Below are 26544 nucleotides of genomic sequence, written 5' to 3' on the forward strand. Positions count from 1 at the left end.
CGAAGTTTAGGCGCACCCAGGACCCTTGGGGGCACGTCCCGGCAGATCACCCGGACGGCTCAGGGGCCGGGTCATGCGCAGCACGTCCAGCGCCCGGTCCAGCTCCTCCTCGGTGAGCCGTCCGCTCTCCACATGACCGGCGTCCAGCACCGCCTGTCGGATGGTCGTGCGCTCCTCCATCGCCCGCTTGGCGATCCGGGCCGCCTCCTCGTACCCGAGATACCGGTTGAGGGGGGTCACCACGGCGGGCGAGGACTCCGCGTACTCGCGGCAGCGTCCGGTGTCCGCGGTGATGCCGTCCACAGTCCGGTCCGCCAGCAGCCGGGAGGCGTTGGTGAGCAGCCGCACCGACTCCAGCAGGTTCTTGCCCATCAGCGGCAGCATCACGTTGAGCTCGAAGCTCCCGGAGGCACCCGCCGCGGCGACCGCGGCGTCGTTCCCGGTGACCTGCGCGCCGACCATCAGCACCACCTCGGGGATCACCGGGTTCACCTTGCCGGGCATGATCGACGAACCGGGCTGCAGGTCGGGCAGGGTGATCTCGGCGAGGCCGGTGCGCGGCCCCGAGGCCATCCACCGCAGGTCGTTGCAGATCTTGGTCAGGGAGACGGCGACGGTCCGCAGCTGGCCGGAGGTCTCGACCAGGGCGTCCCTGGCGCCCTGGGCCTCGAAATGGTCGCGGGCCTCGGTCAGCGGCAGTCCGGTGGCCCGGGCCAGCTCGGAGATCACCTCGGCCGGGAAGCCGGGCGGGGTGTTGATGCCGGTGCCCACGGCGGTGGCGCCCAGCGGCAGTTCGGCGAGCCGGGGCAGCACGGCCCGCAGCCGCTCCACGCCCAGCCGCACCTGCGCGGCGTAGCCCCCGAACTCCTGGCCGAGGGTGACGGGGGTCGCGTCCATCAGGTGCGTGCGCCCCGCCTTCACCACCTCGGCGAACTCCTCGCTCTTGCGCTCCAGCGCCTCCGCGAGACGGACCAGTGCGGGTACGAGCCGGTGGGTGACGGCGTCGGTGGCCGCGATGTGGATCGAGGAGGGGAAGACGTCGTTGGAGGACTGACTGGCGTTGACGTGATCGTTGGGGTGGACATCGGTGCCCAGCCGCTCGGCGGCCAGCGTCGCCACCACCTCGTTCATGTTCATGTTGGACGAGGTGCCCGAGCCGGTCTGGAAGACGTCCACCGGGAACTGGTCGTCCCAGTGTCCCTCCGCGACCTCGCCGGCGGCGGCCGCGATGGCGGCGGCCCGCTCCCGGTCCAGGACGCCCAGCCGGGCGTTGACGGTGGCCGCCGCCGCCTTGATCCGGGCGAGCGCGGCGATGTGGTCGCGCTCCAGCCGCTGCCCGGAGACCGGGAAGTTCTCCACGGCGCGCTGGGTCTGCGCCCTCCACTTGGCATCGGCGGGCACCCGCACCGCGCCCATCGAGTCGTGTTCGATCCGGTGCTCGCTCGTGCCGCTCATGGGGACGAATCTACCTTCCCCGGGCAGTCCCGCCCGGGGAAGGAACACGCCCGCCCGTCGGCCCGTTACGTCGCGGGCCGCACCGGGATGGACGTCACGAAGGTCTGCCCGGCGTCGTCCGGCGCGAAGAAGTCATTGCCCTTGTCGTCCACCACGACGAAGGCCGGGAAGTCCTCGACCTCGATCCGCCAGACCGCCTCCATGCCCAGCTCGGGGTACTCCAGCACCTCGACCTTCTTGATGCAGTCCTGGGCCAGCCGGGCGGCCGGCCCGCCGATCGAGCCGAGGTAGAACCCGCCGTGCGCCGCGCACGCGTCGGTCACCTGCTGGGAGCGGTTGCCCTTGGCCAGCATCACGAGGGAACCGCCGGCGGCCTGGAACTGCTCGACATAGGCGTCCATCCGCCCGGCGGTGGTCGGGCCGAAGGAACCGGAGGCGTAACCCTCCGGGGTCTTGGCCGGGCCGGCGTAGTAGACGGCGTGGTCGCGCAGATAGTGCGGCATCTCCTCGCCGGCGTCCAGCCGCTCCTTGATCTTGGCGTGTGCGATGTCGCGGGCGACCACCAGCGGGCCGGTCAGCGACAGCCGGGTCTTCACCGGGTGCCTGCTCAGCTCCTCGCGGATCTCGGACATCGGCCGGTTGAGGTCGATGCGCACCACGTCGCCGCCCTGGTCGGCGCCGGCCCCGCTGACCAGCTCGGCCTCGGTGGTCTCCGGCAGGAAGCGCGCCGGGTCCTTCTCCAGCTGCTCCAGGAAGACGCCCTCGGCGGTGATCTTCGCCCTGGCCTGCCGGTCGGCCGAGCAGGAGACCGCGATCGCGACGGGGCAGGACGCCCCGTGCCGCGGCAGCCGGACCACCCGCACGTCGTGGCAGAAGTACTTGCCGCCGAACTGAGCGCCGATGCCGATCTGCTGGGTGAGCCGGAAGACCTTCTCCTCCAGCTCCCGGTCGCGGAACCCGTGTCCCGTCGCGGAGCCGGCGGCCGGCAGCTCGTCGAGGTAGTGGGCGGAGGCGTACTTGGCGGTCTTCAGCGCGTACTCGGCGGACGTGCCGCCCACCACCACGGCCAGGTGGTACGGCGGGCAGGCGGCCGTGCCCAGGGAGCGGATCTTCTGCTCCAGGAAGCGCATCAGGGACGCCTCGTTGAGCACCGCCTTGGTCTCCTGGAACAGGAAGGACTTGTTGGCCGAGCCGCCGCCCTTGGCCATGAAGAGGAAGCGGTAGGCGTCGCCGTCGGTCGCGTACAGCTCGATCTGGGCCGGCAGGTTGGTGCCGGTGTTCCGCTCCTCCCACATGGTGAGCGGGGCCATCTGCGAGTACCGCAGGTTGAGCTGGGTGTAGGCGTCGTAGATGCCCCGGGAGAGCGCCTCCTCGTCCCGGCCGGCGGTCAGCACGTTCTGGCCCCGCTTGCCCATCACGATGGCCGTGCCGGTGTCCTGGCACATCGGAAGCACGCCCGCGGCGGAGATGTTGGCGTTCTTCAGCAGGTCCAGGGCGACGAACCGGTCGTTCGGGGAGGCCTCCGGGTCGTCCAGGATGCGGCGCAGCTGCGCCAGGTGCCCGGGCCGCAGGTAGTGCGAGATGTCGTGCAGCGCCTCGGCGGCCAGCTTCCGCAGCGCCTCGGGCTCCACCCGCAGGAAGGTCCGCCCCCCGGCCTCGAAGGTGCTGACGCCCTCGGCGGTCACCAGCCGGTACGGGGTGGTGTCCTCGCCCACGGGAAGCAGGTCGGTGTAGGCGAACTCGGGCATGGGTCATCTCCCTCGACGGACCGGACGGCGCCCCCAGAGTAGAACGCCCCGGCGGGCGGGCGCCGTGGGGTACGCCACCTTCGCGCGCACTTCGCGGCGGGGCGGCCGGAAGGGCGGAGGCCGGAAGGGCCCGGCCTCCGCCCCCGCGGTCACTCGGTGCGCAGCCCCTCCGCGCGCATCATGCGCCACAGAACCGGCAGGCTGACCGCCGTGACCAGCACGACCACCCCCGCTCCCATCCCTGCCATGACCGCCAGGCCGGCGATGTCGACGCTGACCGGCTGGGAGATCATCTTCAGCAGGACCGCGCCGAGGCCGATGCCTCCGGCCACCGCCAGTGTCATCCCCAGTGCCACGGGCAGCACCGTCTGCCAGAGGACGGACAGCCCCAGCACCGACCGCGGCGTCCCGAAGGCGTCCAGCACGGACAGCAGCCGCCGCCGCTCACGCAGCTGTTCCAGGGTGGAGACCAGCAGCGTCGAGCCGATGAGCAGCAGCACCACGACGGCCCCCGCGTGGAACGCCTTCCGGATCGAGGCGAAAGCGGAATCCACTTCGGTGCTCCGCATCTCCGAGACCCTGGTGCCGAGGGAGTACCCGGCCGCGGTGTTCCGGAGGTGCTCCACGGCGTCGGGCTCGGAACGGTCGAGCTTCACCAGCACCGAGACGCTGCTGTCGGTCATCCGGCCGGTGTCCACGGCCGAGGGGGTGGCCAGTACTCCGTAGGTGTGGTCCCCCATCGGGCTGAGCCGTGCGGTGGCCTCCGCGGCGTTCCCGGGCACGGTCCACATCTGCGGATCCGTGGGGATGAGGGTGCCGTCCAGGGACCACCGCGGCGGGGCGAGGTTCAGTTCCGTGCCGGGCTCCACATCCACGCCCACGTCGGAGCCGTTGACGAGGAACACGTCGCCCTCCCGGCAGCCGCCGTCCGGCAGGCGGGCCAGCTCGGCGAGCGTGGCGCAGTCGGCGATGGTGAGAGTGACCGAGAGGTAGTCCTCCTCATTGTGCTCCGCGGGGATGAAGGCATGTGCGGTGACGGTGCCCAGGGTGGCGGTGACCCCGGGGAGGGAGGCGACCTCGGCGGCCAGCTCCGGCATCCGGTCCGGGTCGGCGTCCCTGGTGTACACCAGGGCGTCCGCCCGGTCGAGGTCCTGTCCGGTCTCCTCGGTGTGGCCCATGGCCACCGGGCCGAGCAGCATCTGCACCGCGATGGCTCCGGCCACGGCCACGGTGATGCCGCTGACCGCGCGGGCCGCCGTGCCGCTGTCCAGCTGGAGTCTGCGGCCGGCCATCTGGAGCGGGAGCGGCCCGCCGCGCAGTCGCCGGACGACGGTCTCCACCAGCCAGGGCAGCACCGCCGTGACACCGATCAGCAGGGCGACGATCCCGGCGGTGATCTGCCAGGTGTCCACCGAGGTCTGCGTGGCGTCGACCTCGCCGAACAGCGGCATCAGCAGAAGCAGTCCGGCCGCCGGCAGCAGCAGCCTCCACCACAGCCGGCGCCGGCGCGGTTCGGCGTTGCGCACCACGCCGAGCGGCTCTATGGAGATGCGACGCAGGGCGCCGATGGTGACGGCCACCGCGCAGACGGGGACGGCGAGCAGGATCAGGGCGGCGATCAGCGGGTGCGGCGTGACGTCCGAGGGGAAGACGCTGAGGGAGGACAGCCGTATCCCGGAGATCGACTGCTGCCCGAGCACGAAGAACACCGCCCCCAGGACAAGGCCCAGCAGCGCTCCCACCAGTGCCTCGCCGGACGCGATCCGATGGGTCATCGCGGTGTCGGCCCCGACCAGCCGCAGAGCCGCCAGCCGCTTGTCGCGGCGTTCCCCGCCGAGCCGGACGGCCATGGCGACGAATGCCCCCACCGGCACGAGCAGGACCACACAGACCACGATGACCAGCAGCAGCAGTTCGGCGTTGAGCGGAGGGCTCACGTTGCCGCCGGTGTCGAAGGTGTCGATGCGGTAGGCGTCGGCGTCGCCGGGGGTGATGTCCGCACCCAGGTAGAAGGCGAGCTCTCCCGGTCCGGCCAGCCCATCGTCACCGATCGTTCCGGCCACCGGCCAGTGCAGGCGCTCGCGCAGGAGTTCGCCGTCCGGCGAGGTGAGCAGGTCCCGCAGGGCGGGCGAGACCACCATCTCGCCGTGGGCGGGGATCTCCCGCAGGCCGGGCGGGAGGGGAGGGCGGGCGCCGTCGGGGTTCAGCACCCGGCCGCGGACGGCCTCGTGCCGGTAGCCGGTGTCGATGTGCCCGTAGACCAGGGTGTCCGGCCCGGGTTCCAGGAATTCCTGCCCGATGCCCCAGTTCTCCCGGCTCTCGGTCCGCTGGTCCCGGGCGTCGAGCATGGTGGGCACGGCGGCGGCCAGCAGCAGCACCGCCACTCCCAGGCCCGTGCCGACCGCGGTCAGCAGGGTGCGGGCCCAGCCCTCCCGGCCCCCGGCCAGCGCGAAGCGGACGCCCATCAGCAGATCGGCGGCCCAGCGGCGCAGCCCGGCCGGCCCGGACCCGTCGCCGTCGGGGACGGCGACAGGCGGCCGGGTGCGTTCCTCGGTGGCGGTCATACGGCGCCCGCCAGATCCCGGGACTTCCCGTCACGGACGACGACCTCGCGGTCGGAGTAGGCGGCGACCCTGGACTCGTGGGTGACCAGGACGACGGCGCTGCCGGCCTCCCGGGCCGCCTGGGTGAGCAGTTCCATCACCCGTTCGCCGTTGAGCGAGTCCAGGGCTCCGGTGGGTTCGTCGGCGAAGAGCACCCTGGGGTTGTTGACCAGCGCCCGGGCGACGGCGACGCGCTGGCCCTGCCCGCCGGAGACCTGGCCGGGGCGGTGGTGGCGGACGTCGTCGACCTCCAGCCGCTCCAGCCACCCGGCGGCCCGCGCCTCGGCCTCCTTGCGGCCCGCACCGGCCAGGCGGAGCGGCAGCGCCGCGTTCTCCAGGCAGGTCAGTTCGGGGACGAGCTGGCCGAACTGGAACACGAACCCGAAGTCGGAGCGGCGCAGCGCGCTGCGTCCGGAGTCGGAGAGCGCGGACAGCTCGCGCCCGGCGTAGTGGACGGCTCCCGAGTCGGGCAGGACGATGCCGGCCAGGCAGTGCAGCAGGGTGGACTTGCCGGAGCCGGAGGGGCCCATGACGGCGACGACCTCTCCGGCGGCCACGGCGAACGAGGCGCCGGCCAGGGCGGGCGTGCTGCCGTAGGACTTGTGCAGGTCCGTGGCGGTGAGCAGGGGTGTCATGCGCGGACCTCCGAGGCGAGCCGGTCCAGGCGCGCGGCGGTCAGCTCCAGCCAGCGCAGGTCGGCTTCGAGATGGAACAGGGCGTGATCGCAGATGAGCTGGTCGGCGAGGTCGCCGCCGCTCTTGCGGCGGGTGAGCTCGCGCATCAGCCGCAGGTGCTCGGCCCGCTGGGTGTCGAGCAGCGCGGCGGCGTCGCGCCCGGAGAGCAGGGCGAGGACGACCTTGGTGTACAGCGTGCTCTGGAGGTAGGGCTCGGGCTTCTCGGGCCGGGCGAGCCACTGCGCGACATCGGTGATGCCGGCCTCGGTGATGGCGTAGCGCTTGCGCTCGGGGCCTTCTCCGGCCTCGATGCCGTCGACCTCGACCAGGCCGTTCTTCAGGAGTCGGGACATCGTCGAGTAGACCTGCCCGTAGTGCAGCGGGCGGTCGTTGCCGAAGCGGCGGTCGAAGGCGCGCTTGAGGTCGTAGCCGTGCCGCGGTCCGCCTTCCAGCAGGCCGAGGAGCGTGTGACTGATGGACATGGCGGCGACTATACATGAGATGTATACCTGCCGTGTATACATGCCGTCTCTACTTCTCGTGCACACGTCCGGGCAGCCCGTCCCCGCAGGGTGAGGCCCTCGTCCGGCCCGGCCCCGGCCCGGCTCACCCGCCGGCCGCCGGGTGGCGGCCGGCGGCGGAGGCAACGCCGGTGCCCCGTGGCCGCGTCCCATCCCTTAGCGTGAGGGCTCACACACGGCACGCTCACCGAAGGCCGAGGGGTCGGGGGAGACAAGTCCATGCTGCAGACCGCGGGGGAAGTCATGTCCGGACCCCGGCCGGGTCCCGGGCGCTCCGCGGGCCGGGCGGCGGCCCGGCGGGCGGGGCAGCGCGCGAGGACCGTCCTGAACCAGCCTTTCTGGGAGCGCCCGTCGTCCGACTGGCTGGTCCGCCGCTGGCCCGATCTGACGGCCTGTCTGGTCGCCACCTTCTTCTTCTGGCTCTCGCTCACGCCGTCGCTGGTCCCCCGGCCCTGGTACTTCCAGGGGGTCATCGGCGGCATCACCGCGGCCATCGGCTACGGTCTGGGCGCGCTGCTGAGCACGCTGGCCCGGATGGCCCTGCCCTGGCACCCCGGCCCGGTCCTGCGCGCCCGTGCCTGGCTCGCCTTCTACCTGATCTCCCCGCCGCTGGTCATCTTCCTGCTGTCACGCAGCGCCGACATGCAGCGCGAGCTGCGCCGGCTCCAGGAACTGCCCCCCACACTCACCTGGCACTCCCTGATGATCACTCTGATCGCCCTGGCCACCGCGGGGGCGCTGCTGCTGACCGCCAGGGTGATCCGGCTGGGCACCCGGACCCTGATGCGGCTGCTGGGGCGGTTCGTCCCCTGGCCGGTGGCCGTGGCCCTGGGGCTGCTGCTGAGCAGCGCCATTGTCGTGTTCGGCACCCGTGACGTGGTCTTCGACCGGGGCATCCTGGAGATCGCCGACCGCATCGCCGCGGCCAAGGACCGCAGCACCGATCCCGGCGTACTGCGGCCCTACTCCCCTCTCGTCTCCGGCAGCCCGGACTCGCTCATCGCCTGGGAGGACCTCGGCAACAAGGGCCGGACCTTCACCGGGAAGGTGCTCTCCCGGGACGAGATCTCCGCCTTCACCGCGTCGCCTGCGACCGAGCCGGTGCGGGTGTACGTCGGCCGGGCCGCCTACGACGGATACCGGGAGGGCGCGGAGCTGGCCGTGCGGGAACTGGAGCGCACCGGCGCCTTCGACCGCTCGGTGCTCGCCATCGCGGGCACGACGGGCACCGGGTGGGTGAACCCGACCACCGTCGAAGCACTGGAGTACATGTACGGCGGGGACACCGCCGTGGTCACCATGCAGTACTCCTACCTGCCGAGCTGGGCTTCGTTCGTCGTCGACCGCGAGGAGGCGGGCGAGGCGACCCGGGCGCTGACCGATGCCGTACACGCACGCTGGGAACAGGAGCCGGAGGAACGGCGCCCCAAGCTCGTGGTCTTCGGGGAGAGCCTCGCCGTCACCGCCATCGAGGACTCCTTCGACAGCCTGGACGACATGCTGGCCAGAACCGACGGCGCGCTGCTCATCGGCCCGCCGGACGGCAGCCCCCTGCACCGCGAGCTGACCGCGGGCCGCGATCCTGGCAGCCCCGTGTGGCGGCCGGTCCACGACGGGGGCAGGCACGTGCGCTTCGGGCAGTTCCCCGAGCAGGACCTGCGGCTGCCGCCGGGCGCTCCGTGGGAGCACCCTCGGGTCGTCTACCTGCAGAACGCCTCGGACCCGGTGGTCTGGTGGTCGCCCCGGCTGCTCTTCCAGCGCCCGGAGTGGCTGCGGGAGCCCTTGGGGCCCGATGTCACCTCGGCCGTCGACTGGTTCCCCTTCGTCACCTTCTGGCAGACCACGGTGGACATGGCCGTCTCCTACGGGGCGCCGGCCCCGCACGGCCACCGGTACGGCTCGAACCCCGTGGACGCGTGGGCGGTGATCATCCCGCCCGCGGGCTGGACCGCCGAGGACACCTCCCGGCTCAAGCACCTGCTGGAGGAGCGTCATCCGCCACGGTCCGGCTGGGCCGGGACGCCCGAGTGAACCCCGGCCCGCTCCCGCCTAGCCGCGCTCCTCGCCGTCGCCCCCGCTCCCCGGTCCGGTCTCCGGCCGCGGCGCCTCCTCGTCCCGGTCGCGCGACGGACGGGGAGGTGTCGGCGCCAGCGGCGCGATGGTGGCCCCGGCGCGGGAGGGGGCCAGCCTCATGGCCGCGCCCGCGTGATAGGCGCGCAGATAGGTCACCACCGTGTTGACCACCGCCACCAGCGGCACCGCCACCACCGCACCCGGGATGCCCGCCAGCAGGGTGCCACCGGTCACCGAGAGCACCACCGCCAGCGGGTGGACCCGCACCATCCGGCCCAGGATGAAGGGCTGGAGGATCTGGCTCTCCACCTGCTGGACGATCAGCACCACCATCAGCACCAGCATCGCCGTCACGAACCCGTCGGTGACGAACGCCACCACCGTGGCCAGCGCGCCCGAGGCGATGGCGCCCACGATCGGCACAAAGGCCGAGAGGAAGACGATGACCGCCAGCGGCACCGCCATCGGGACATCCAGGAAGTACAGACCGATCCAGATCCCGACGGCGTCGATGAGCGCCACCAGGACAGTACCGCGCACATAACCGGTGAGCGTGATCCAGGCGCGGGGTCCGGCCCCGGCCACCCCCTCGCGGGCCGCGGCGGGGATGAACTTCAGGAACCAGTACCAGATGTTGCGGCCGTCGTAGAGCAGGAAGAGCACCACGAACAGCGCGATACCGGCTCCGGTCAGGAACTGCACGAGATAGGTGACGCCCTCGAACCCGGCAGAGGTCAGCGCCGCGCTGTTGTCCCCGATCCAGGCGTTGAGATTGTCGACGACCTCGTTCAGTTGGTCGTCGGTGACGCCGAAGGGGCTCTCCAGCAGCCAGTTGCGGAACTCGTCGATACCCTCCTGGACGCTCTGCACCAGGTCGTCGATGTTCTCCATGACCTGCCATACGACGAACCAGCCGCTCAGCCCGATCACACCGAATCCACCGAGCGAGGTGATGGCCGTGGCGGCCCCGCGGCCGACCCCCCACCTCTTGAGCCGGCCGACCATCGGCTGCAGCAGCGCGGTGACCAGCAAGCCGGCGGCGAAGGCGATCACGATGAGGCTGACGGCGCTCACCGCCTGGATGAGCACCCACACCACGGCCGCCAGCACGAGCAGCCGCCACCCCGCCTCGGCCGCCACCCGCACCCCCCACGGCAGCGCCTCGGCCGGAGCCGGCCGCTGCTCGGCCGGCGTCCCGCCGGGAGGCGGCGGGACATCACCGGCCCCGCCGGCGGCCTCCGGGTCCGGTGCGGGCGGCAGGGCGTCGGTCACCACCGTGCGGCGGGTGCGGGCCGGGAAGGAGGCGGGGGGCGGGGACGGGGCGTGCGCCTCGGCAACGGCGCGTTCCTCGGCCTCGCGCTCCCGGCGATCCCGCTCGCGCTCGGCCGCCCTGCGGTACGCCTCCAGCCGCAGGCCGACGCGCCCCAAACCGGCTCTGAGCCGGTTCAGTCGTGACATTCCGTTCCCTCCGCCCCCGGTTTCCTCACCCGGCGCGCCCGACGTTACCCTGTGCGGCCGCCGGCACGGCACCTCCCGGCACGGGGAAGGGGNCGGGGACCTTCGCTGTGCCGGTACCGGGTCCGTCAGTACCAGTGGTTGGCCTGCCAGAACTGCCAGGCGCCGCAGGGGCTGCCGTAGCGCTCGTTCATGTACTTGACGCCCCACCTGATCTGCGTGGCCGGGTTGGTCTGCCAGTCGGCGCCCGCCGAGGCCATCTTGGACCCGGGCAGCGCCTGCATCAGACCGTAGGCCCCCGATGAGGGGTTGGTAGCTCTGTGGTTCCAGCCGCTCTCGCGCTCGACGATGTCGGAGAAGCACTGGAACTGGTCGGCGGCGACGATCCCGCGGGCGATCGCCTGGATCTCGGCCTTGGTGTAGGAGGACTGCACCGGCGCCGACGCCGACGCGATGTCGGTCCGCTCACTGCTGCGGCTGGCCGCCTCGGCGGCCTCCCGCTCGGCGCGCTCGCGCTCGGCCTTCTCCTTGGCCGCCTGCTCGGCAGCCGCCTTCTTGGCCGCCGCGTCCTCAGCCGCCTTCTTGCGCGCGGACTCCTCCGCGGCCCTCTTCACCGCCGCGTCGGCGGCGGTGGACTGCGTCTCGGCCTGAACCGAAAGGGACGCAGTGTGCAGCTGGGCATTCTGTCCAGCGGGTATCTCGGCAAGCAGCGTTGCGTCGGCGGCGACGACCTCCAGGTCGTAGGTACCGCCTTGCTCGTCTCCCGAGGCAACGCCGACGGCCGCACCGACGGTCGTTACCGCGGTAGCAGAAGCCACTGCGAATCCCCGGACCGAAATCCGGCTCACACGGTTTCCTTCCAACATCGCCCGCCCGGGTGACCCCGCGGGCGCAATCGTGCCCCTGACACGGGCCTCCCTCTGTCCGGTCACGGGAGGCACTGGCCCGTGGGACCCCGAGCGGCGTTGCGCGGGGTCCGCGTGGTTCTTCGGGCGGCATACGGCGGGCATCTGTTCAGTTGTCCGTCCGGTGCGCTTCCGCTGCCGTCGCGGGCAGCGGTGCCGTATGCGGGGCCTGACAGACGCACACACTGCCGGACACGACCAGTCCGAGGCAATTCAGCTCAGTGTGGGAAAGCTCACATGGCGTTTGGGGTTGCCATTCCCCGGAGAATCAGCAGGGGTTGACCAACCGGCGGGCAACCCCCCGACGACCTGCGACAGTACCACCCCGTTCACCGCGAATGGACCCTTTCGGCCGGTTGTACCGTATCGGCCTCTTCTCCCGGAAAGCCCCCTCGGTCCACCGCCCGCCGGAGTGACCGAACCGCCGCGCGCCCCCCGCACACACGTGTCCGCCCGCCCTGTCGGGGCGGGCGGACACCGGCCCGCGGCGCGGGTTCGCGCCCGGCGCTAGATGCGGCCCTCCTCCAGCATTTCGGTGACCAGGGCGGCGATCGGAGACCTCTCCGAGCGGTTCAGGGTCACGTGGGCGAACAGCGGGTGCCCCTTCAGCTTCTCGACCACCGCCACCACACCGTCGTACCGGCCCACCCGCAGGTTGTCCCGCTGCGCCACGTCGTGCGTCAGCACCACCCGGGAGTCCTGGCCGATCCGCGAGAGCACGGTCAGCAGAACATTGCGCTCCAGGGACTGCGCCTCGTCGACGATCACGAACGCGTCATGCAGCGACCGGCCCCGGATGTGGGTGAGCGGCAGCACCTCCAGCATGCCGCGCGCCACCACCTCCTCGATCACCTCACGGCTCGTCACCGCAGAGAGCGTGTCGAAGACCGCCTGCGCCCACGGGCTCATCTTCTCGGCCTCGGAGCCCGGCAGATAGCCCAGGTCCTGCCCGCCCACCGCGTACAGCGGCCGGAAGACCATCACCTTGCGGTGCTGACGCCGCTCCAGCACCGCCTCCAGCCCGGCGCACAGGGCCAGCGCCGACTTGCCGGTGCCCGCCCGGCCGCCCATCGAGACGATGCCCACGTCCGGATCGAGCAGCAGGTCGAGGGCGACGCGCTGCTCGGCGCTGCGCCCGTGGATACCGAACGCCTCCCGGTCGCCGCGCACCAGCCTGATGCGGCCGTCGGCCGTCACCCGGCCCAGCGCGCGGCCCTTCTCCGAGGAGATGACCAGCCCGGTATGCACCGGGAGCCCGGCGGCCAGCGGATCGTCCACCGTCTCGGCGGCGAACAGCTCGTCGACGGCCTCGCCCGGCAGGGTGATCTCCGCCATGCCCGTCCAGCCGGAGTCGGTGATGGCCAGTTCCGCCCGGTACTCCTCGGCCGCCAGGCCGATCGACGACGCCTTGATCCGCAGCGGCAGGTCCTTGGAGACCACCGTGACGTCGTGCCCCTCCGCCTGGAGGTTGCGGGCGACGGCCAGAATCCGCGTGTCGTTGTCACCGAGCCCGCCCCGGTCGTTGAGCATCGCTCTGGGAAGTATGGCCGGATCCGAGTGGTTCAGTTCGACCCTCAGGGTGCCGCCGAGATCACCGATCGGCAGCGGCGTGTCGAGCCGGCCGTGCCGCACGCGGTACTCGTCCAGCCGCCGCAGCGCCTGCCGGGCGAAGTAGCCGAGCTCGGGATGGTGCCGTTTCGCCTCCAGTTCGGAGATGACGACGACGGGCAGGACCACCTCGTGTTCGTCGAAGCGCGTCATCGCCGACGGATCGGCGAGCAGAACACTGGTGTCGAGGACATACATGCGCCTGGCGTCCGGGCGCTTCTTGCTGGTCACCACGTGAGGACGAACCCCCTCGGAAGAGGTAGCGGCGTCCCGGCGCGCCGGGCGCCGGGGGTCTGGCCGGACCGGACCCGAGCGCGGGCCGCGGACCGGCCCTTCGCGAACTGCGTGGTGCGCAATCGGGCCTCCCGGCGGGTCCTCGCATATGCGCGGACCCGCGGGAGATATGCCCAGTGATCAGCCGCGGTTAAACGCCCCGGCCGGCCGCCGGTACGGCCGCGTGCTGCCGGCCCGTCAGGTGCCGTACCTCCGGTGCCGCGCGGCGTAGTCCCGCAGCGCCCGCAGGAAGTCCACCTTGCGGAAGGCGGGCCAGTAGACCTCGCAGAAGTAGTACTCCGAGTGGGCGCTCTGCCAGAGCATGAAGCCGGACAGGCGCTGCTCGCCACTGGTGCGGATCACCAGGTCGGGGTCGGGCTGCCCGCGCGTGTACAGGTGCTCGGCGATGTCCTCGACCTCAAGGGTTTCGGCCACCTCTTCCAGGGTCTGGCCGTCGGCGGCGCGCTTGGCGAGCAGGGAACGGACCGCGTCGGTGATCTCCTGGCGACCGCCGTAGCCGACCGCGACATTGACCAGTATCCCGTCCCGGTTCCCGGCGAGTTCCTCGGCCTCCCGCAGAACCCGGCGGGTCCGTTCGGGAAGCCCGTCCAGCGTGCCGACGTGATGCACCCGCCAGCGGCCGTCCTGCGCGAGATCGCGCACCGCCCCCTCGACGATGGACAGCAACGGGACCAGTTCCTCCTGCGGCCGGTTCAGGTTGTCGGTGGAGAGCAGCCAGAGCGTCACCACCTCGACGTCCGTCTCCTCGCACCAGCCCAGCAGCTCCTGGATCTTGGCCGCGCCCGCCTCGTGCCCCTCCTTGGTGGTGCCGCCGGCCGCCTTGGCCCACCGGCGGTTCCCGTCGAGGATGACACCGATGTGCTTGGGGGCGCGGTCGGTGTCGAGGCGGCCCTCCACCCGCCGCGCGTACAGCTTCACGGCCAGCCGGCGCAGCGTCGTCCTGATCGCGTTCATCGCGTGTGTTCAGCCCCTCCATGCGCACCGGCTGCCGGACCGGCGCCTCGATCCCTGCACTGTACTGCCGCGCCGTCCACCTGGTGGAATCCCGGCCGCGGCGGTGGCCGGCGAGGACACGGACGCGGGAAAGAAAAAGCGGGCCGGTCCGTGGGGGGGGATACGGACCGGCCCGAGGGGGGGTTTCCACCGTAACGCATCCACGGCCGTGCTGGGTGCATCCGGGGAAATAATTACGCGGCGAGTCCTCCCAGCATCAGTCCGGCCAACGCCCCGAGAGCCATGAACGGGCCGAACGGCACTGCCGTCCGGCGGCTCGCCCCGCGCGCCGCCATCAGCCAGCCCCCGTAGCCGGCGGCCAGCAGGAACCCGCCGAACGTCCCGGCGAACAGCACGTCCCAGCCGTACCACCCCAGAGCCGCCCCGAGGGCGAGGGCCAGCTTGACGTCCCCGAACCCCATGCCACGGGGATTGACGAGGAACAGCAGGAAGTAACCGGCGCCCAGAACCAGGCCGCCGAGCAGCGCCCGCGGCCAGCTGCCCGCCGCCTCCGGCAGCAGCGCGGCTGCCCCCAGGCCGGCCGGCACGGCGACGGCCAGCGGCAGGGTGAGGACGTCGGGAAGCCGCTGCACCCGCAGATCCACCGCCGCCAGCAGCACCACCACCGGAGCGGCCAGAAGCCAGACGGCCAGCTCCGGGCGGGGCCCGGCGGCTGCGGCCAGCGCCGCGCAGCAGCCCGCGGTCGGAACGGCGAACCGGGGTGCCCGGCCTCCGTAGCCACCGGGCGGCGCGCAGTCGCCGCACCGGGCACCCCCCAGCCAGCCACGGAGCGGTCCGGTCAGCGGATGGCCGGCGGGACACGCGGCACGCCAGGACTCCTCGGGCTCCACGGACAGCCGGTAGGCGGGACGCACCAGCAACAGGCCGACGGCTGCGCCGTACACCGCCGCGGCGGCGGCAATCAGAAGATGCACGCGCCGAGCGTACGGGGCACCGGCACGGAGGATTTGGCGGGCCGGCCTGCCCAGGTGGGGGGAGAGGGCAGACCGGCCTCGAAAGAGGCAGGACCGGAGCGGGGGGGGTGGCTCACGGTCCGCCCCGCCAGCCGCCGCCGGGGTGGGAATGGCGGCGCTGGCGTCAAGGAGTGCCGACTGGTGCCGACACGGGGGGAACCATACCGCACACACCGGGCCCGTCGAGCCCTGACCTTCCCCTGATCCACCGTCGTGTACGCACGGTTTCCCGCAGGTCACCACAGGTTCAACAGAGTGGGAAGCTCTGGTCCCCTCCGCCGGGCAGAGGGGAGAACAGCCCACGGGGCACCGGACAGGCACGCACGTCCTCCCGCACGAGGCCATCCGCTCCCGACCCGGCGGTACCACCCGGCGGAAGCCCGTCCGATGCCCGGCTCATGTGCCGGGCATCAGCCCACGGACCGTCCTGGGTTCCGGAACCGGCCGGTTCTCCCCGCCGGGCGGTCCGGTCGCGGCACACCGTCCGTCTCCGCCGACCACCGGGCCACGACCCGGCCGACGAGTTGTGCGCGGTTGAGGTCCCCCGTGCCGGGCTCCACGGGTCCGGCAGGCGGTCCCTGGAGAAGCAGCCTCTGCTGCATCCGGCTCAGCTTCCACACCAGGAGAGCGGCTGCCACCGAACAGGCGGCCAGGAGCGCGTCCGCCACGACGAGATGCCGGAGGGCGCCCTCCACCGGTGCCGCCGCCGGCACCGCCTCCGAGGCAAGCCTGCTTCCCATCCGGGGTTGCGTCTCCCAGTACATCCGCATGCTGTTGGCACCGGTCAGGAAGGCCGCGGCCCACAGCACCCACCACAGATGGACGACCGTCCGCCGGACCGGAGCCGGCTCGTCGCCATCGGGGGACCGCGGCCGACTCGCCCGCCAGATGTCCTCGGTGATGCGCCGGGGAAGGTAGAGATTCAGCCCCGGCACCAGCCAGCCGCCGACCAGCCAGGTGCGCGGCACCCGGTGCGCCCGCGGCGCGAAGAGTTCGGCGTTGAGCCGCACCCGGCGGAACCACATCAGGAAGGCACAGCACGCCGCGACGAGCACGGCCAGGTGCGGCAGTGTCGCCGCCTCGACCAGACCGGAGACCCTGACGTCCTCGGCGACCAGCGCCTCCCGCTGCGCGAGATACCGCTCCACCGTGCCGCCGGCCGTGCCGGGCCGTCCGGCTGTGTCCAGGTGCGCCAGCATTTCGCGGGCGGCCAGGATCCGGTGCCCGGCCGCCACGACACACCCGGCCAGCAGTACCGTCACCAGCCAGGCCCACGGGCGTGGGCTCACATGGCCGCGCGCTCCAGCACACCGGGCGCAGACACCGGTCGTCCCGTCCGCAGGCCCGGACCGGCAGTTCCAGCAGCGTATCGGTCTCTCCCCTCGCCTCGCCCCAGCATCGTCCATGACAGCACCGGCGGGCCACGCCGCGGCACCTCCTCCCGCCCGTGACCCCGGCTGCCGTACCGGGCAACTACCATGCGCGGGAACGTTTTTCGTGTTGCCTGCGAACGCAGGGGGGAAGCATGGCACCGTACGACTCGCCACACGCCGCACCACCGCCGTACAGTCCGCTGGGACCGGCCGACCCCCGTGAGGTGGCGGGGTACGAACTGCGGGCCCGGCTCGGGTCGGGCGGGATGGGAAGCGTCTATCTGTCCTACACCCGCGGCGGCCAGCCGATCGCGGTCAAGGTCGTGCGCGCGGAGTTCGCCGAGGATCCGGAGTTCCGCCGCCGGTTCGCCCAGGAGGTCAAGGCGGCGCGACGGGTGCAGGGGCTCTACACGGTGCCGGTGCTGGACAGCAACACGGAGGGTGCGGCGCCGTGGCTCGCCACCGCCTACATCCCCGGGCTGTCGCTCGCGGACGCCGTGCGGACACACGGCAGGCTGCCCCTGCCCACGGTGCTGCTGCTGGCCGCGGGCGTCGCCGAGGCCCTGCAGTCCATCCACGCGGCGGGAGTCATCCACCGGGACCTGAAGCCGGGGAACGTACTGCTGTCGGCGGACGGGCCCAAGGTGATCGACTTCGGCATCGCCCGGGCCGCCGACACCACTCCGCTGACCGGGTCCGACGTCCGGGTCGGCACCCCTGCCTACATGGCGCCGGAGCAGGTGACCGGGGTCTCCGCCACCCCGGCGGCGGACGTCTTCGCCCTGGGTCTGATCGCCCACCACGCGGCCACCGGCGGCCACCCGTTCGGCGAGGGCACGGCGCACGCGGTGATGTACCGCATCGTCCAGGAGGCGCCCGACCTGTCCGGAACCCCGGCAGGACTGCTCGACCTGATCCACGCCTGCCTCGCCAAGGATCCGTCCCAGCGTCCCCAGCCGGCACAGGTGATCGAGATGTGCCGGGCGCTGCTCCCGGACGGTGATCTCCGGCGCCGGGAAGGGTGGCTGCCCGCACCGGTGGCGGCCGAGGTCGCCCGGCGCACCCAGGCTCCTCCCCCACCGGCCGCACAGCTCGCCTCCGACGGACAGCCCCCGCGCACCCCCGGCGCGCCGCCCGCCGCTGCCCCCATGGCCCCGGGCGACACTCCGCAGTCCCCGCCCGCCTCACCGCCGGCCCGCGGCGCCCGTCGGACCGCCGCGCTCCTCGCCGCGCCCGCCGTGGCGACCGCCGTACTCGGCGGCGCGGCGACGTACTTCCTCCTCGGCGACAGCAGTGAGGACGCCGGCGACCGTGCGGGCGAGGCCGTCGGCAACACCACTCCCCCCGCCGAAACGGAAGCCTCGGCCCCCGAGGGCCCGGCCGACACGGACGCCGCGGAGTCCCCCGGCACGGCCCCGGACCCGGACGGGCAGCCGGACTCCGACTCCGCCTACCGCCTGGCCGAGAGCGACGTCGAGTTGATCATCAAGGCTCCCCGCTTCCACCGGGAGACCCAGCAGGTGGTCCGGGACTGTCTCGGTGCTGATCTGACAACGGTCCGGCTGGACACACTCACCGTCACCACAGGGGTCCGGTCGGGCAGCATGGACGACAGGCGGGACGAGAACGACATCCGGTACATCCACTGTGACCACGAAGGGCTGCTCGACCAGGGAATCTCCTTTCACAAGGATCTCCACGCCGGCGCTGTGGACACCCTTTCGCCGACGCCCGAGCAGTGCTTCGAGGCCGCACGCTCAGCCACCCTGCCCAACCCCATCCCCGTGGACGACATCCTGGAGGACAGAACACTCCGGGAAAGCACGGCGATCTGCGCAGAGACCAGGGAGAAGAGTCTGGTCCTCCTCCGGATCGACCGGGTGCAGGCGGACCCGCACAACGAGGACCTCCGCTCCTACACGATGACAGCTACGCGGTGGACCCCTCAGGAGTGAGAGGCCCCCTCCGGAAGGCGCCGACGAAAGTCAGTTCCCGCTGGGCCAGGAAATCTCCACTCTGCGGTTCTTCTGCCGACCCTCCTCGGTCGCATTGTCGTACAGCGGGTAGTCCTCGCTGTAGCCCCGCACGTTGAACTCGATGCCCGAGGGGTCGTTGAGCAGTTCGACCAACACCTCATGCGTGTTCTTGGCCCGGTTGTTCGACAGGCCGATGCCGTGCTCGTACGAACCGAGATTGTCCGTGAAACCGAAGACATTGACCCGTTCCGGCCTGGACTCGTCGATGGCGGCGGCGACCTCCTTCAGTGCCTCCCGTGTCTCGGGCGAAACCTCATCGCTGTCCTTGCCGAAGATCACGTCGGTCTGCAGCGTGAACTTGCGCTGTCCTCCGGTGCGCTCCTCTCGCTGCTCGCCGCCGATGCTTTCCGGCCCTCCGCCTCCCCCGCCCGGGTTCCCGCCGTCACCGCTGCTGTCCTCACCGGTCCCTGTCTCCGGGGCCGGTGTCGCACTCCCGAGGTCTTCCGTCACGAACTTGATGTCCAGGACTCGGGGCTCGGCGAGCGTGGCGCCGTCTCCCAACTTGAGGCCCGGCGAGTTGGCATCGATCTCAGGGACCGGAGGCGCCTCGTAGCCAGGCGGCTGCTCGAACTCCTCCCCGTCGTCGGCCAGCGCGGACGTCGTCATGCCGACCAACGCACCACATGCGGCGGCGATCACCGCACCACGGGCGCAACGTCGTACGGAATGCACGGAAAGCGCAGACATAGTCACCTCTGGGAGATGTCGATGGTGGCGGGCGGAAGATCAGCGACCTGGAAGTCGACTTCGCTGGTGCTCTCCGCAGGTGCGGGGAACTGCGCGAACCACGAAACGGTCTCGCCGGGATCGATCCCGTCCGAACCGAACTGCGTGCAAAGGCATCGTCCCGAGGTATCCCGGAGGATGAGGTGGCGCTTGCCTTCGATCTTGTCCGTGACCGCGGCCCCGGCCATCGAGAAACCGTTGTTGGCCAGTTCGTTCTCCTCCCCCCTCCAACGGCGGTCGAAGAAGTTCTCCGAACTCTGGTTGGTGAGAGTCCCGGCAACTGTCAGGAACCCACCCTCTTCCCGGACGGCTGAGTTGACGGTCAACGAGACTGTGCCCCCATCGGAGATCTCGGCAAGAATCGGCGACTCATCACCTTCAGCAGGTGCTGTCCGATCGTCCGCACCGGACCCATCGTTGGCCTTGCCGTCGTCCTCCGGTGTCTCAGCGCCACTGGTCGAGTTGTCCGCCCCGTCGTTGTCACCTCCGGAACCGCCGCAACTGGCCACGGCAATAACCAAGGCCGCTCCGAGCCCGATAATGATCAGGATAAGACGGGACTTGCTGTCACGAAGGTCCATCGATGATTGTCCTTAGGGAACTCAACTCGTCAGCGGTCAGTCTTCCAAGTGAACCTGGAAGAGATCACGAGGCTCGGGGCGAGCGTCTTCGTCATCCGGCGCGAAGGTCCAGTCCCCTTCCTCGCAGCTCAGTTCGATGTGATCGTCTTCCTCAGTGGTGGCCTCGCAAAGAGGCTCGAGAACTGCAGTGGCCTGCGCCTGGGCTGTCTGCGTCTCGGTGCCTGGCAGGACCGACCGGCCCACCGTGTACCTCGTCTCGACGCCGACCGTGTAGCCGGTACGCTCGCCGACCGGAGTACAGGAGATCACATCCGCATTGTTGCGGCCCGCCAGTCGGGGAGCCGCCTCGCTGCATGCCGTAACGACCGCGAAGTCCCGGGCGTCCAGCACTTCGTCGAGATTCTCCTCACCTTCCAACGCCTCGACGAAGCGTTCGTGCAGGCGGTCCCTCGCCTCGTGAGCCGCAGCGAGGGCGGCAGCGTCCGCAGCAGACTGCGCACCGCTGCGAGTGAAGGCCGCTTGCGCAAAGACAAAGAAGAGGAAGGCGATGAGCAGAAGGCCGCTCACCATCCAGATGTACAGCGGAAACGCTGCCCCGCGAGAACCGTCGGCTATCCGCCCCCGCCTGTGATCTGGTTCACTGCCCTCTGCACGGCATTGGCCACCAGGTCGTCGATCCCCAGACTGAAGACGGCCACCACGACCAGGGCTATCAGCACCAGGAGGCCGGCGTACTCCACGAAGCCGGCGCCGCGGTCGGCCTCCCGGCCCCGCAGTCGCGTGCCGACGGCGTGTCTCCACTTCCGAAGGTACCTTTTCATGGTGCCTCTCTTCTCCGCTCGGACCTGGGCGGGATGTCCCGCCCGCGCCCCTTGTCCGCCGGTTCATACGGTACTGCTGTCCGACGCATCCGGGTACGGGGTGCTGGGGGTGACTCTGCCCTGCCGTCGACCGGTTGAAGCCGGGGTACACCACGCTCGCCCCCTCTCAGCGGGCCTGCCCAACACCTTCCGGACTGACTGTCCCACAACCGGAAGCAGTTGGGCAGAGAGTCACTCGACAGACACCCCATGCGGTGATGATGCGCCATCAACAACACGAGGCACCCACGGGGACGAGGGCCGACGTGGCCCGGCGGCCGGGTCGCCGTCAGTTCCCTCAGTCGCCGAGGATGCCGGTGAAGTCCGTGCCGGAGCCGAGGATCATGCCGGTGATGATGATGATCATGGTGGCGGGAACCATGAAGACCAGGGTGGCCATGGTGGCCTTGGGGATGGCCTTCGCGGCACGCCGCCGGGCGTTCTGGGCGTCGGTGCGACGCATGTCGTCGGCGATCTGGATGAGGGTGTCGGCAATGGGCGCGCCCAGTTCCTCCCCCTGCTGGAGGGCCGTGACGAACTGGTTGACCGCCTCGGAGTCGTTGCGGCGGCGCAGTTCGTCGAACGCCTGCCGCCGGGAGACACCCATGTCCATCTGCCGCAGGGTGATGCGGATCTCGTCCGCCCACGGCCCCTCGTATCGGGCCGAGACGCGCTCCAGCGCCTGCCGGAAACCGAGGCCCGCGGAGACCACCACGGCGAGGACGTCCAGGAAGTCCGGAAGGGTGCGTTCGATGACCTCCTTGCGTTCCCGCACTCCCTGCCAGATCACCGCGTCGGCCGCGAACACCCCGAAAGCCAGGGCGAACAGCCCGAAGAGGGGCCAGCCGCTGACGAAGAACACGAAGGCGGCGAACAGTCCGAACGCCCCGTAGACGGCCCGCCGTGCGGCGTACCGGTCGATGGTCAGGCCTCCGGGGTTGCCCGCCTGGTCGATGCGCCGCCGCTTGCGGTCCACGGCCTTCTGCCCCATCAGCCGCAGCACGGTGGGGGCGTACCTCATGCCCATCCGGTCGATCGCCGACCCTCCCGCCGACACCCGGCTGGACCCGATCTCCAGCGCGAGTTGCAGGTCCGCGGGCAGTGGTGCCGACGAGCGGATCATGCGCAGGCCCTTGAGCATGCCGAAGACGGCGGCCCCCATCACGAGCCCGAGCAGCAGACCCCACATGTCGTGTGTTCCTCCTCAGCGGCACCGGGCCGCGGTCAGACATCGATCCGGCCGAACCGGCGCACCACGACGAACCCGACGGCGTACATGCCGAGCGCGACAGCCATGGCGAGCTGGCCGACGCCGCTGGAGGTGACCCGCTCCAGTGCCCCGGGGGCCATGGTGCCGATCATCAGCAGGGCGCCGAGCCCGAGCAGCGGGACGGTCACCGCGGTGGCGTTGATCTCGGCGAGCATGGTGCGCACCTCGCGCCGGGTCTCCTTGCGTTCCTCCAGCGTCGCGGTCAGATTGCGCAGCGAGGCGACGATGGTGCCGCCCGCCCGGTTGGCGAGGATGAGGGTGGTGACCAGGACGTTCAGCTCACGGGAGGGCAGCCGTTCGCCGAGTTCGCCCAGGGCCTCCTCCAGGGGCCGGCCGACGGCGAGCTGGTCGGCCACGGTGGCGAGTTCGGCACCGGCCGGGTCGTCCATCTCCTCCGCGGCCATGGCCAGGGCAGTGCGCAGCGCCAGTCCGGCGGCGGTGCCGTTGGCGATGAGCCGGGACAGTTCGGGCAGCTGGTTGATGAATCGCTCGGTGCGCTTGACGCGTTGCCAGTTCAGGAAGGCGTTGCCGGCCCAGAGACCGATCAGCGCGAAGACGGGTCCGAAGAACGGGGCGAGCGCCGCGGCACCGATCAGCCACAGGGCGGCGACGACGGTGAGAACGTAGACGGCGTACTCGCCGGGTGTCAGGTCCAGACCGGTGGCCCGGAGTCTGGTGTGCAGACCCCGGCCGAGTGTGGTACCGCGCAGTCTGCGGTCCACGGCGCCGAAGCGGCGTCGGCGGGTCTCCTCGGGCCGCTGCCCGGCGAGCACCAGTGCTGTGGGCAGAGGGTCGGCCGGGGCCGGGTCGGGGCCGGCGAGCCGGTTCAGCAGGGCGCGCCGGCGTGCCCTGCCGGACGTGTACAGCTGAATGCCGGCGATGGCCACGACCGTGGCGAGCAGGGTGAGCCCGAGCGCGAGCTGTGCGAGCGGGCTCACCGGATACCGGGCCTGGGCACGTGCGGCCGGAGGGCCTCGGGGCGGGCACCGAAGGCCTGCGGGACCTGTTCTCCGGCCAGGCGCAGCCGGTCGGCGACCTCGCGCGGGACGGGGAGGTGTTCGAAGCTGCCGTTCACCTTGCCGTCCCTGTCCATCGGTTCGGCCCGGAAGCGGGCGACGGTAGCGGTGCGGAACGGCTCCCGGCCGTTGCTGACCAGCGCGGCGACCTCGGCGACGCGGCGGGTGCCGTCCGGGTGGCGCACCAGCTGGACGAGGATGTCCACGGCGCTGTTGATCTGGTCGCGCAAGGCCTCGAAGGGCACCTGCAGTTCGGACATCGAGGCGAGGGTCTGCAGGCGCATCAGCGCGTCCTCGGCGTTGTTGGCGTGGACGGTGGCGAGCGATCCGTCGTGGCCGGTGGACATGGCCTGGAGCATGTCCAGCGTCTCGCCGCCGCGGACCTCGCCGACGATGATGCGGTCCGGCCTCATCCGCAGGGAGTTGCGCACCAGGTCCCGGATGGTGACTTCGCCCTTGCCCTCGACGTTGGGGGGCCTGGACTCCAGGCGGATGACGTGGTTCTGCTGGAGCTGGAGTTCGGCCGCGTCCTCCACGGTGACGATGCGCTCGCCCTCCGGGATGAGCGCGCTGAGCGCGTTGAGGAGGGTCGTCTTCCCCGAGCCGGTGCCGCCCGAGACGATGATGTTGAACTTCGCCCGGACCAGGCCGGCCAGCAGGAGCACCAGGTGGTCGTCGACGCTGCCGAACCCGACGAGTTCGGGCAGCGTGTAGGCGCGGGGGAAGCGCCGGATGGTGAGGGTGGCGCCGCTGAGGGACAGCGGGGGGATGATGACGTTGACGCGTTCCCCGCTGGGCAGGCGGGCGTCGACCATCGGGTTGGACTCGTCCACCCGGCGGTTGACGGTGGACACGATCCGCTCGATGGTCTGCATGAGCTGTTCCTCGGAGGCGAAGCGCATCGGCAGTTGCTCGACGCGCCCGGAGCGCTCGACGAAGATCTGCTCGGGGCCGTTGACCATGATCTCGGTGACCGAGGGGTCCTCCAGCAGCGGTTCCAGGATGCCCAGGCCCAGTGCCTCGTCGACGACGCGCCGGATGAGCAGCGCGCGCTGCTGAGGGGAGAGCACCGGTCCCTCGCGGCTGAGGATGTGGCCGAGGACGCGTTCGAGCCGGTCCCGGCGGTCGGCCATGGCCAGTGAGGACATCTCGGCCAGGTCGATCTCCTGAAGCAGCTTGGCCCGGTAGACGGCCACCAGCCTGCTGTCGCCCACACCGGCCGCGGCCGGCTCCTCCCGGGCCGGGATACGGGACCTCAGGCCCATCGCTCACTCCTCACTCGGCCGGTTCCCGGGGGGCACCGGCCGGCTGTCTGCTCCTGCCGCCCGGTCAGTCGCACGGCATCGTCACGGACTTGCTGGCTTCTCCCAGCGCGCCTCCCATGAACGGCAGGACGGAGGGGACGGTGACGCTCGCGGTCACGGTGACCTCCTCGCCGCACGGCTGCCGGGTGAAGGCGACCTGGAGCCAGCTGCTGGCCGCTGCCCGGCCGGCCGACTGGTACTGGTCCTCGGTCTCCTGCTGGGAGGCGACGCGCGCGGCGGCCCGGGCGGCGGAGCCGGCCTGCTGGGCGGCGTAGCCGATGAACCCGAGCTGCAGGGCGGCCAGCGCGACGAGGACGAGCAGGGGCAGCCAGCCGGCGAACTCGACGGCGGTCGCCCCGCGGTCGGAGCGCGGGGACCGGCGGGCCGGTGCGGGCCGGGCGGCCCGGTACGGGGTGCGCATGGCTCAGCCCTCCTCCGCGGCGCCCGCGGTGCCCCGCACGGTGAACGGCAGGTTCAGGGCTCCGGGGAACAGCACCGGGACGCGCAGCGCCACCTCGGCGGTGCGCACCGGTCCGCGCAGGGGGCAGGACACGTCGGCCTGCCAGGCGGGAGGCAGGTGCCGGGTGGCGGCGGCGTGGCAGGCGCCCTGCGGGTCGCCGCGCGCGGCGGCGGCCGCCCGGGCGCCCTGGTCGGCGGCGTTGCCGGCCAGGGAGAAGGTGTAACCGATGAGGATGCACTGCCAGATGACCGCCATCATCAGCAGGATCAGTGGGAACATGCCTGCGAATTCGATCATGACGGCCCCGCGGTCACGGCGCCCGGCCGGGCGGTCCGGTGCTTCGCCCGGGGCGGGGAGGGCGGCCCCGGTGGGGGGCGGTTGCGGTGTCATGGGCGTTTCCCCTTCCGGCGGCCGAGGCCGGCGGGGGCCTGCGGCGGGGCGGCCAGGCCCAGTTCGGCGGCCAGCGCCCACATGCCGCGGCGGACCGGCCCGCGTTCGTCCAGGTCCTGGATGCGGCCGGCGTCCTGGGCCTCCTGGAGTTCGCGGAAGTTGGCCGGGATGACGCTGCGGGCGACGGTCGTGCCGGTGATCCGGGCGATGAGCTCGGGCTGGATGTGCCCGCTGCGGCCGAGCCGGTTCACCACCGTCAGGGTGTTCTCCGCCTTGCGGATCTGCAGCCGGTCCCACATGCGGACCAGGCGGTTGACGGCGCGCACCGAGATCACGTCGGGGGTGGTGACCAGGAGGGCGGTGTCGGCGGTCTCGACGGCGGTGGCGCCGGCGCTGTGCATCTGGGAGCCGCAGTCCACGACGACCACGTCGTAGCGGGCGCGGACGGCGGTGAGCAGGTGCCGGACGGTGGTCTCGCTGACGTCCTCGCCGCGTTCGCCCTCGGCGGGTGCCAGGAGCATCGACAGTCCCGTCTCGTGCACGAAGACCGCTTCGGCCAGCAGCTGGGGGGAGATGTCCGTGATCCCGGCGAGGTCGGCCACCGAGCGGCGGAACTGCACGTCGAAGTAGGAGCCGACGTCCCCGGCGAGCAGGTCCAGGTCGATCAGGATGGTGCGGCGTTCCTCCGGTCCGGAGGTCTGGGCGGCCAGCGCCAGTTGTCCGGCGAGCAGGGTCGCGCCCACGCCGCCCTTGGCTCCGGAGACCGTGACGAGGCGGCCGCCGGGGCCGGCGGGGGCGATCTCCGCTCCCCCGAGGTGGCGGCGCATGCCCGCGGCCCACTGGGCGGCGGCGCCGACCCGGGCGGCGAGTTCGTCGTAGGTGAGGGGGATGCCGGCCAGGCCCCGGGCGCCGGCGTCCATGGCGGCCGAGTAGAGGCCCGCCGTGGGGTCGGCGGAGACGAGCACGACACCGACGGCGGGGAAGCGCAGGGCGACCTCGCGGATCAGTTCCAGCGCCGGCAGCGGCCCGATCTGTTCGTGGACCAGCACGACTTCGGGCAGGTCACCGACGGACTCGTGGGAGAGGGTGGCGAGGGTGTCCAGCAGTGCGGTGGAGTCGGGGGCGGAGCGCATCGGCTCGGTACCGGGCAGCTGGCTCAGCAAGTTGATCATGGCCCGGGCGGCGTCCGGATCGCTCACCGCGGGAAGGATGCGCGTGGTCATCG

At 71.7% G+C, this 26544-nt stretch carries 23 protein-coding genes; 2 read left to right on the forward strand and 21 right to left on the reverse strand.

From position 1 onward, the window contains the following. Positions 1-6 precede the first annotated feature (6 nt). The 5 genes from ABD299_RS06875 to ABD299_RS06895 form a co-directional block, all read right to left on the reverse strand. Positions 7-1455, reverse strand: coding sequence for a class II fumarate hydratase (locus ABD299_RS06875; protein WP_344259612.1), 1449 nt, complete (start codon positions 1453-1455; stop codon positions 7-9). A gap of 65 nt (positions 1456-1520) precedes the next feature. Then, complete coding sequence (locus ABD299_RS06880) at positions 1521-3203, reverse strand: fumarate hydratase (protein ID WP_344259613.1); 1683 nt, start codon at positions 3201-3203, stop codon at positions 1521-1523. A gap of 149 nt (positions 3204-3352) precedes the next feature. Next, positions 3353-5767, reverse strand: coding sequence for an FtsX-like permease family protein (locus ABD299_RS06885; protein WP_344259614.1), 2415 nt, complete (start codon positions 5765-5767; stop codon positions 3353-3355). Continuing rightward, the gene (locus ABD299_RS06890; RefSeq protein ID WP_344259615.1) at positions 5764-6441 is read right to left on the reverse strand and encodes an ABC transporter ATP-binding protein; all 678 of its coding nucleotides are present in this window, start codon (positions 6439-6441) and stop codon (positions 5764-5766) included. Before ABD299_RS06890 ends, ABD299_RS06885 begins: the two co-directional genes overlap by 4 nt. Further along, entirely contained in the window at positions 6438-6962 is a 525-nt protein-coding gene (locus tag ABD299_RS06895; protein ID WP_344259616.1) for a PadR family transcriptional regulator, read from the reverse strand. The genes ABD299_RS06890 and ABD299_RS06895 overlap by 4 nt, the downstream gene beginning before the upstream one ends. A 258-nt stretch (positions 6963-7220) precedes the next feature. On the opposite strand from ABD299_RS06895, the gene ABD299_RS06900 reads away from it, so the two are divergent. Continuing rightward, the gene (locus tag ABD299_RS06900; RefSeq protein ID WP_344259617.1) at positions 7221-9032 is read left to right on the forward strand and encodes an alpha/beta hydrolase; all 1812 of its coding nucleotides are present in this window, start codon (positions 7221-7223) and stop codon (positions 9030-9032) included. Positions 9033-9050: 18 nt separating this feature from the next. Here the strand turns inward: ABD299_RS06900 and ABD299_RS06905 are convergent, their stop codons facing one another. The 6 genes from ABD299_RS06905 to ABD299_RS06930 form a co-directional block, all read right to left on the reverse strand. Beyond that, the gene (locus ABD299_RS06905) at positions 9051-10532 is read right to left on the reverse strand and encodes an AI-2E family transporter (protein ID WP_344259618.1); all 1482 of its coding nucleotides are present in this window, start codon (positions 10530-10532) and stop codon (positions 9051-9053) included. Between the two features lie 125 nt (positions 10533-10657). Next, entirely contained in the window at positions 10658-11377 is a 720-nt protein-coding gene (locus ABD299_RS06910) for a lytic transglycosylase domain-containing protein (protein ID WP_425581268.1), read from the reverse strand. 564 nt (positions 11378-11941) lie between these two features. Next, positions 11942-13276 (reverse strand): RNA 5'-3' helicase PhoH2, encoded by a 1335-nt coding sequence (gene phoH2, locus ABD299_RS06915; protein WP_344259620.1) that lies wholly within the window; start codon positions 13274-13276, stop codon positions 11942-11944. A gap of 237 nt (positions 13277-13513) precedes the next feature. Then, positions 13514-14290: an isoprenyl transferase gene (locus ABD299_RS06920; protein ID WP_344259621.1), complete on the reverse strand. Its 777-nt coding sequence runs from the start codon at positions 14288-14290 to the stop codon at positions 13514-13516. Positions 14291-14523: 233 nt separating this feature from the next. Beyond that, on the reverse strand, positions 14524-15264 hold the full coding sequence (locus ABD299_RS06925; RefSeq protein ID WP_344259622.1) for a prepilin peptidase: 741 nt from the start codon (positions 15262-15264) through the stop codon (positions 14524-14526). A gap of 449 nt (positions 15265-15713) precedes the next feature. After that, on the reverse strand, positions 15714-16592 hold the full coding sequence (locus ABD299_RS06930) for a DUF4328 domain-containing protein (protein ID WP_344259623.1): 879 nt from the start codon (positions 16590-16592) through the stop codon (positions 15714-15716). Positions 16593-16828: 236 nt separating this feature from the next. Here ABD299_RS06930 and ABD299_RS06935 point away from each other — a divergent pair, with 236 nt between their 5' ends. Next, the gene (locus ABD299_RS06935) at positions 16829-18631 is read left to right on the forward strand and encodes a serine/threonine-protein kinase (RefSeq protein WP_344259624.1); all 1803 of its coding nucleotides are present in this window, start codon (positions 16829-16831) and stop codon (positions 18629-18631) included. Between the two features lie 30 nt (positions 18632-18661). On the opposite strand, the gene ABD299_RS06940 is transcribed toward ABD299_RS06935, so the two are convergent. From ABD299_RS06940 to ABD299_RS06985, 10 genes are all read right to left on the reverse strand, one after another. Further along, the gene (locus ABD299_RS06940) at positions 18662-19351 is read right to left on the reverse strand and encodes an OmpA family protein (protein WP_344259625.1); all 690 of its coding nucleotides are present in this window, start codon (positions 19349-19351) and stop codon (positions 18662-18664) included. 50 nt (positions 19352-19401) lie between these two features. Then, positions 19402-20019, reverse strand: a complete 618-nt coding sequence (locus ABD299_RS06945) for a hypothetical protein (RefSeq protein ID WP_344259626.1) — start codon at positions 20017-20019, stop codon at positions 19402-19404. A 36-nt stretch (positions 20020-20055) separates the two neighbouring features. Beyond that, complete coding sequence (locus ABD299_RS06950; protein WP_486388906.1) at positions 20056-20589, reverse strand: pilus assembly protein TadG-related protein; 534 nt, start codon at positions 20587-20589, stop codon at positions 20056-20058. Between the two features lie 41 nt (positions 20590-20630). After that, entirely contained in the window at positions 20631-20840 is a 210-nt protein-coding gene (locus tag ABD299_RS06955; protein WP_344259628.1) for a hypothetical protein, read from the reverse strand. A 337-nt stretch (positions 20841-21177) separates the two neighbouring features. Beyond that, positions 21178-22068 carry a DUF5936 domain-containing protein gene (locus ABD299_RS06960; protein WP_344259629.1) on the reverse strand — a complete coding sequence of 297 codons (891 nt, stop codon included), beginning with the start codon at positions 22066-22068 and terminating at the stop codon, positions 21178-21180. Between the two features lie 35 nt (positions 22069-22103). Continuing rightward, positions 22104-23087 (reverse strand): type II secretion system F family protein, encoded by a 984-nt coding sequence (locus ABD299_RS06965; RefSeq protein WP_344259630.1) that lies wholly within the window; start codon positions 23085-23087, stop codon positions 22104-22106. Next, complete coding sequence (locus ABD299_RS06970) at positions 23084-24430, reverse strand: TadA family conjugal transfer-associated ATPase (protein WP_344259631.1); 1347 nt, start codon at positions 24428-24430, stop codon at positions 23084-23086. The genes ABD299_RS06965 and ABD299_RS06970 overlap by 4 nt, the downstream gene beginning before the upstream one ends. A gap of 64 nt (positions 24431-24494) precedes the next feature. Then, on the reverse strand, positions 24495-24890 hold the full coding sequence (locus tag ABD299_RS06975) for a TadE/TadG family type IV pilus assembly protein (RefSeq protein WP_344259632.1): 396 nt from the start codon (positions 24888-24890) through the stop codon (positions 24495-24497). 3 nt (positions 24891-24893) lie between these two features. Continuing rightward, positions 24894-25226 (reverse strand): TadE/TadG family type IV pilus assembly protein, encoded by a 333-nt coding sequence (locus ABD299_RS06980; RefSeq protein WP_344259633.1) that lies wholly within the window; start codon positions 25224-25226, stop codon positions 24894-24896. A gap of 89 nt (positions 25227-25315) precedes the next feature. Continuing rightward, positions 25316-26542 carry a CpaE/TadZ family protein gene (locus ABD299_RS06985; protein ID WP_344259634.1) on the reverse strand — a complete coding sequence of 409 codons (1227 nt, stop codon included), beginning with the start codon at positions 26540-26542 and terminating at the stop codon, positions 25316-25318. Positions 26543-26544 lie beyond the last annotated feature (2 nt).

The sequence above is a fragment of the Streptomyces sodiiphilus genome (assembly GCF_039529215.1).
GTDB classification, from domain to species: Bacteria; Actinomycetota; Actinomycetes; order Streptomycetales; family Streptomycetaceae; genus Streptomyces; species Streptomyces sodiiphilus.

Bases quoted from the DNA above. Each gene is read 5' to 3' on its own strand.
- ABD299_RS06975 (WP_344259632.1), bottom strand. From the start codon at position 24,890: ATGCGCACCCCGTACCGGGCCGCCCGGCCCGCACCGGCCCGCCGGTCC.
- ABD299_RS06945 (WP_344259626.1), bottom strand. From the start codon at position 20,019: ATGGACCTTCGTGACAGCAAGTCCCGTCTTATCCTGATCATTATCGGG.
- ABD299_RS06885 (WP_344259614.1), bottom strand. From the start codon at position 5,767: ATGACCGCCACCGAGGAACGCACCCGGCCGCCTGTCGCCGTCCCCGAC.
- ABD299_RS06950 (WP_486388906.1), bottom strand. From the start codon at position 20,589: ATGGTGAGCGGCCTTCTGCTCATCGCCTTCCTCTTCTTTGTCTTTGCG.
- ABD299_RS06970 (WP_344259631.1), bottom strand. From the start codon at position 24,430: ATGGGCCTGAGGTCCCGTATCCCGGCCCGGGAGGAGCCGGCCGCGGCC.
- ABD299_RS06875 (WP_344259612.1), bottom strand. From the start codon at position 1,455: ATGAGCGGCACGAGCGAGCACCGGATCGAACACGACTCGATGGGCGCG.
- ABD299_RS06980 (WP_344259633.1), bottom strand. From the start codon at position 25,226: ATGATCGAATTCGCAGGCATGTTCCCACTGATCCTGCTGATGATGGCG.
- ABD299_RS06935 (WP_344259624.1), top strand. From the start codon at position 16,829: ATGGCACCGTACGACTCGCCACACGCCGCACCACCGCCGTACAGTCCG.
- ABD299_RS06955 (WP_344259628.1), bottom strand. From the start codon at position 20,840: ATGAAAAGGTACCTTCGGAAGTGGAGACACGCCGTCGGCACGCGACTG.
- ABD299_RS06895 (WP_344259616.1), bottom strand. From the start codon at position 6,962: ATGTCCATCAGTCACACGCTCCTCGGCCTGCTGGAAGGCGGACCGCGG.
- ABD299_RS06900 (WP_344259617.1), top strand. From the start codon at position 7,221: ATGCTGCAGACCGCGGGGGAAGTCATGTCCGGACCCCGGCCGGGTCCC.
- ABD299_RS06890 (WP_344259615.1), bottom strand. From the start codon at position 6,441: ATGACACCCCTGCTCACCGCCACGGACCTGCACAAGTCCTACGGCAGC.
- ABD299_RS06985 (WP_344259634.1), bottom strand. From the start codon at position 26,542: ATGACCACGCGCATCCTTCCCGCGGTGAGCGATCCGGACGCCGCCCGG.
- ABD299_RS06905 (WP_344259618.1), bottom strand. From the start codon at position 10,532: ATGTCACGACTGAACCGGCTCAGAGCCGGTTTGGGGCGCGTCGGCCTG.
- ABD299_RS06880 (WP_344259613.1), bottom strand. From the start codon at position 3,203: ATGCCCGAGTTCGCCTACACCGACCTGCTTCCCGTGGGCGAGGACACC.
- ABD299_RS06960 (WP_344259629.1), bottom strand. From the start codon at position 22,068: ATGTGGGGTCTGCTGCTCGGGCTCGTGATGGGGGCCGCCGTCTTCGGC.
- ABD299_RS06920 (WP_344259621.1), bottom strand. From the start codon at position 14,290: ATGAACGCGATCAGGACGACGCTGCGCCGGCTGGCCGTGAAGCTGTAC.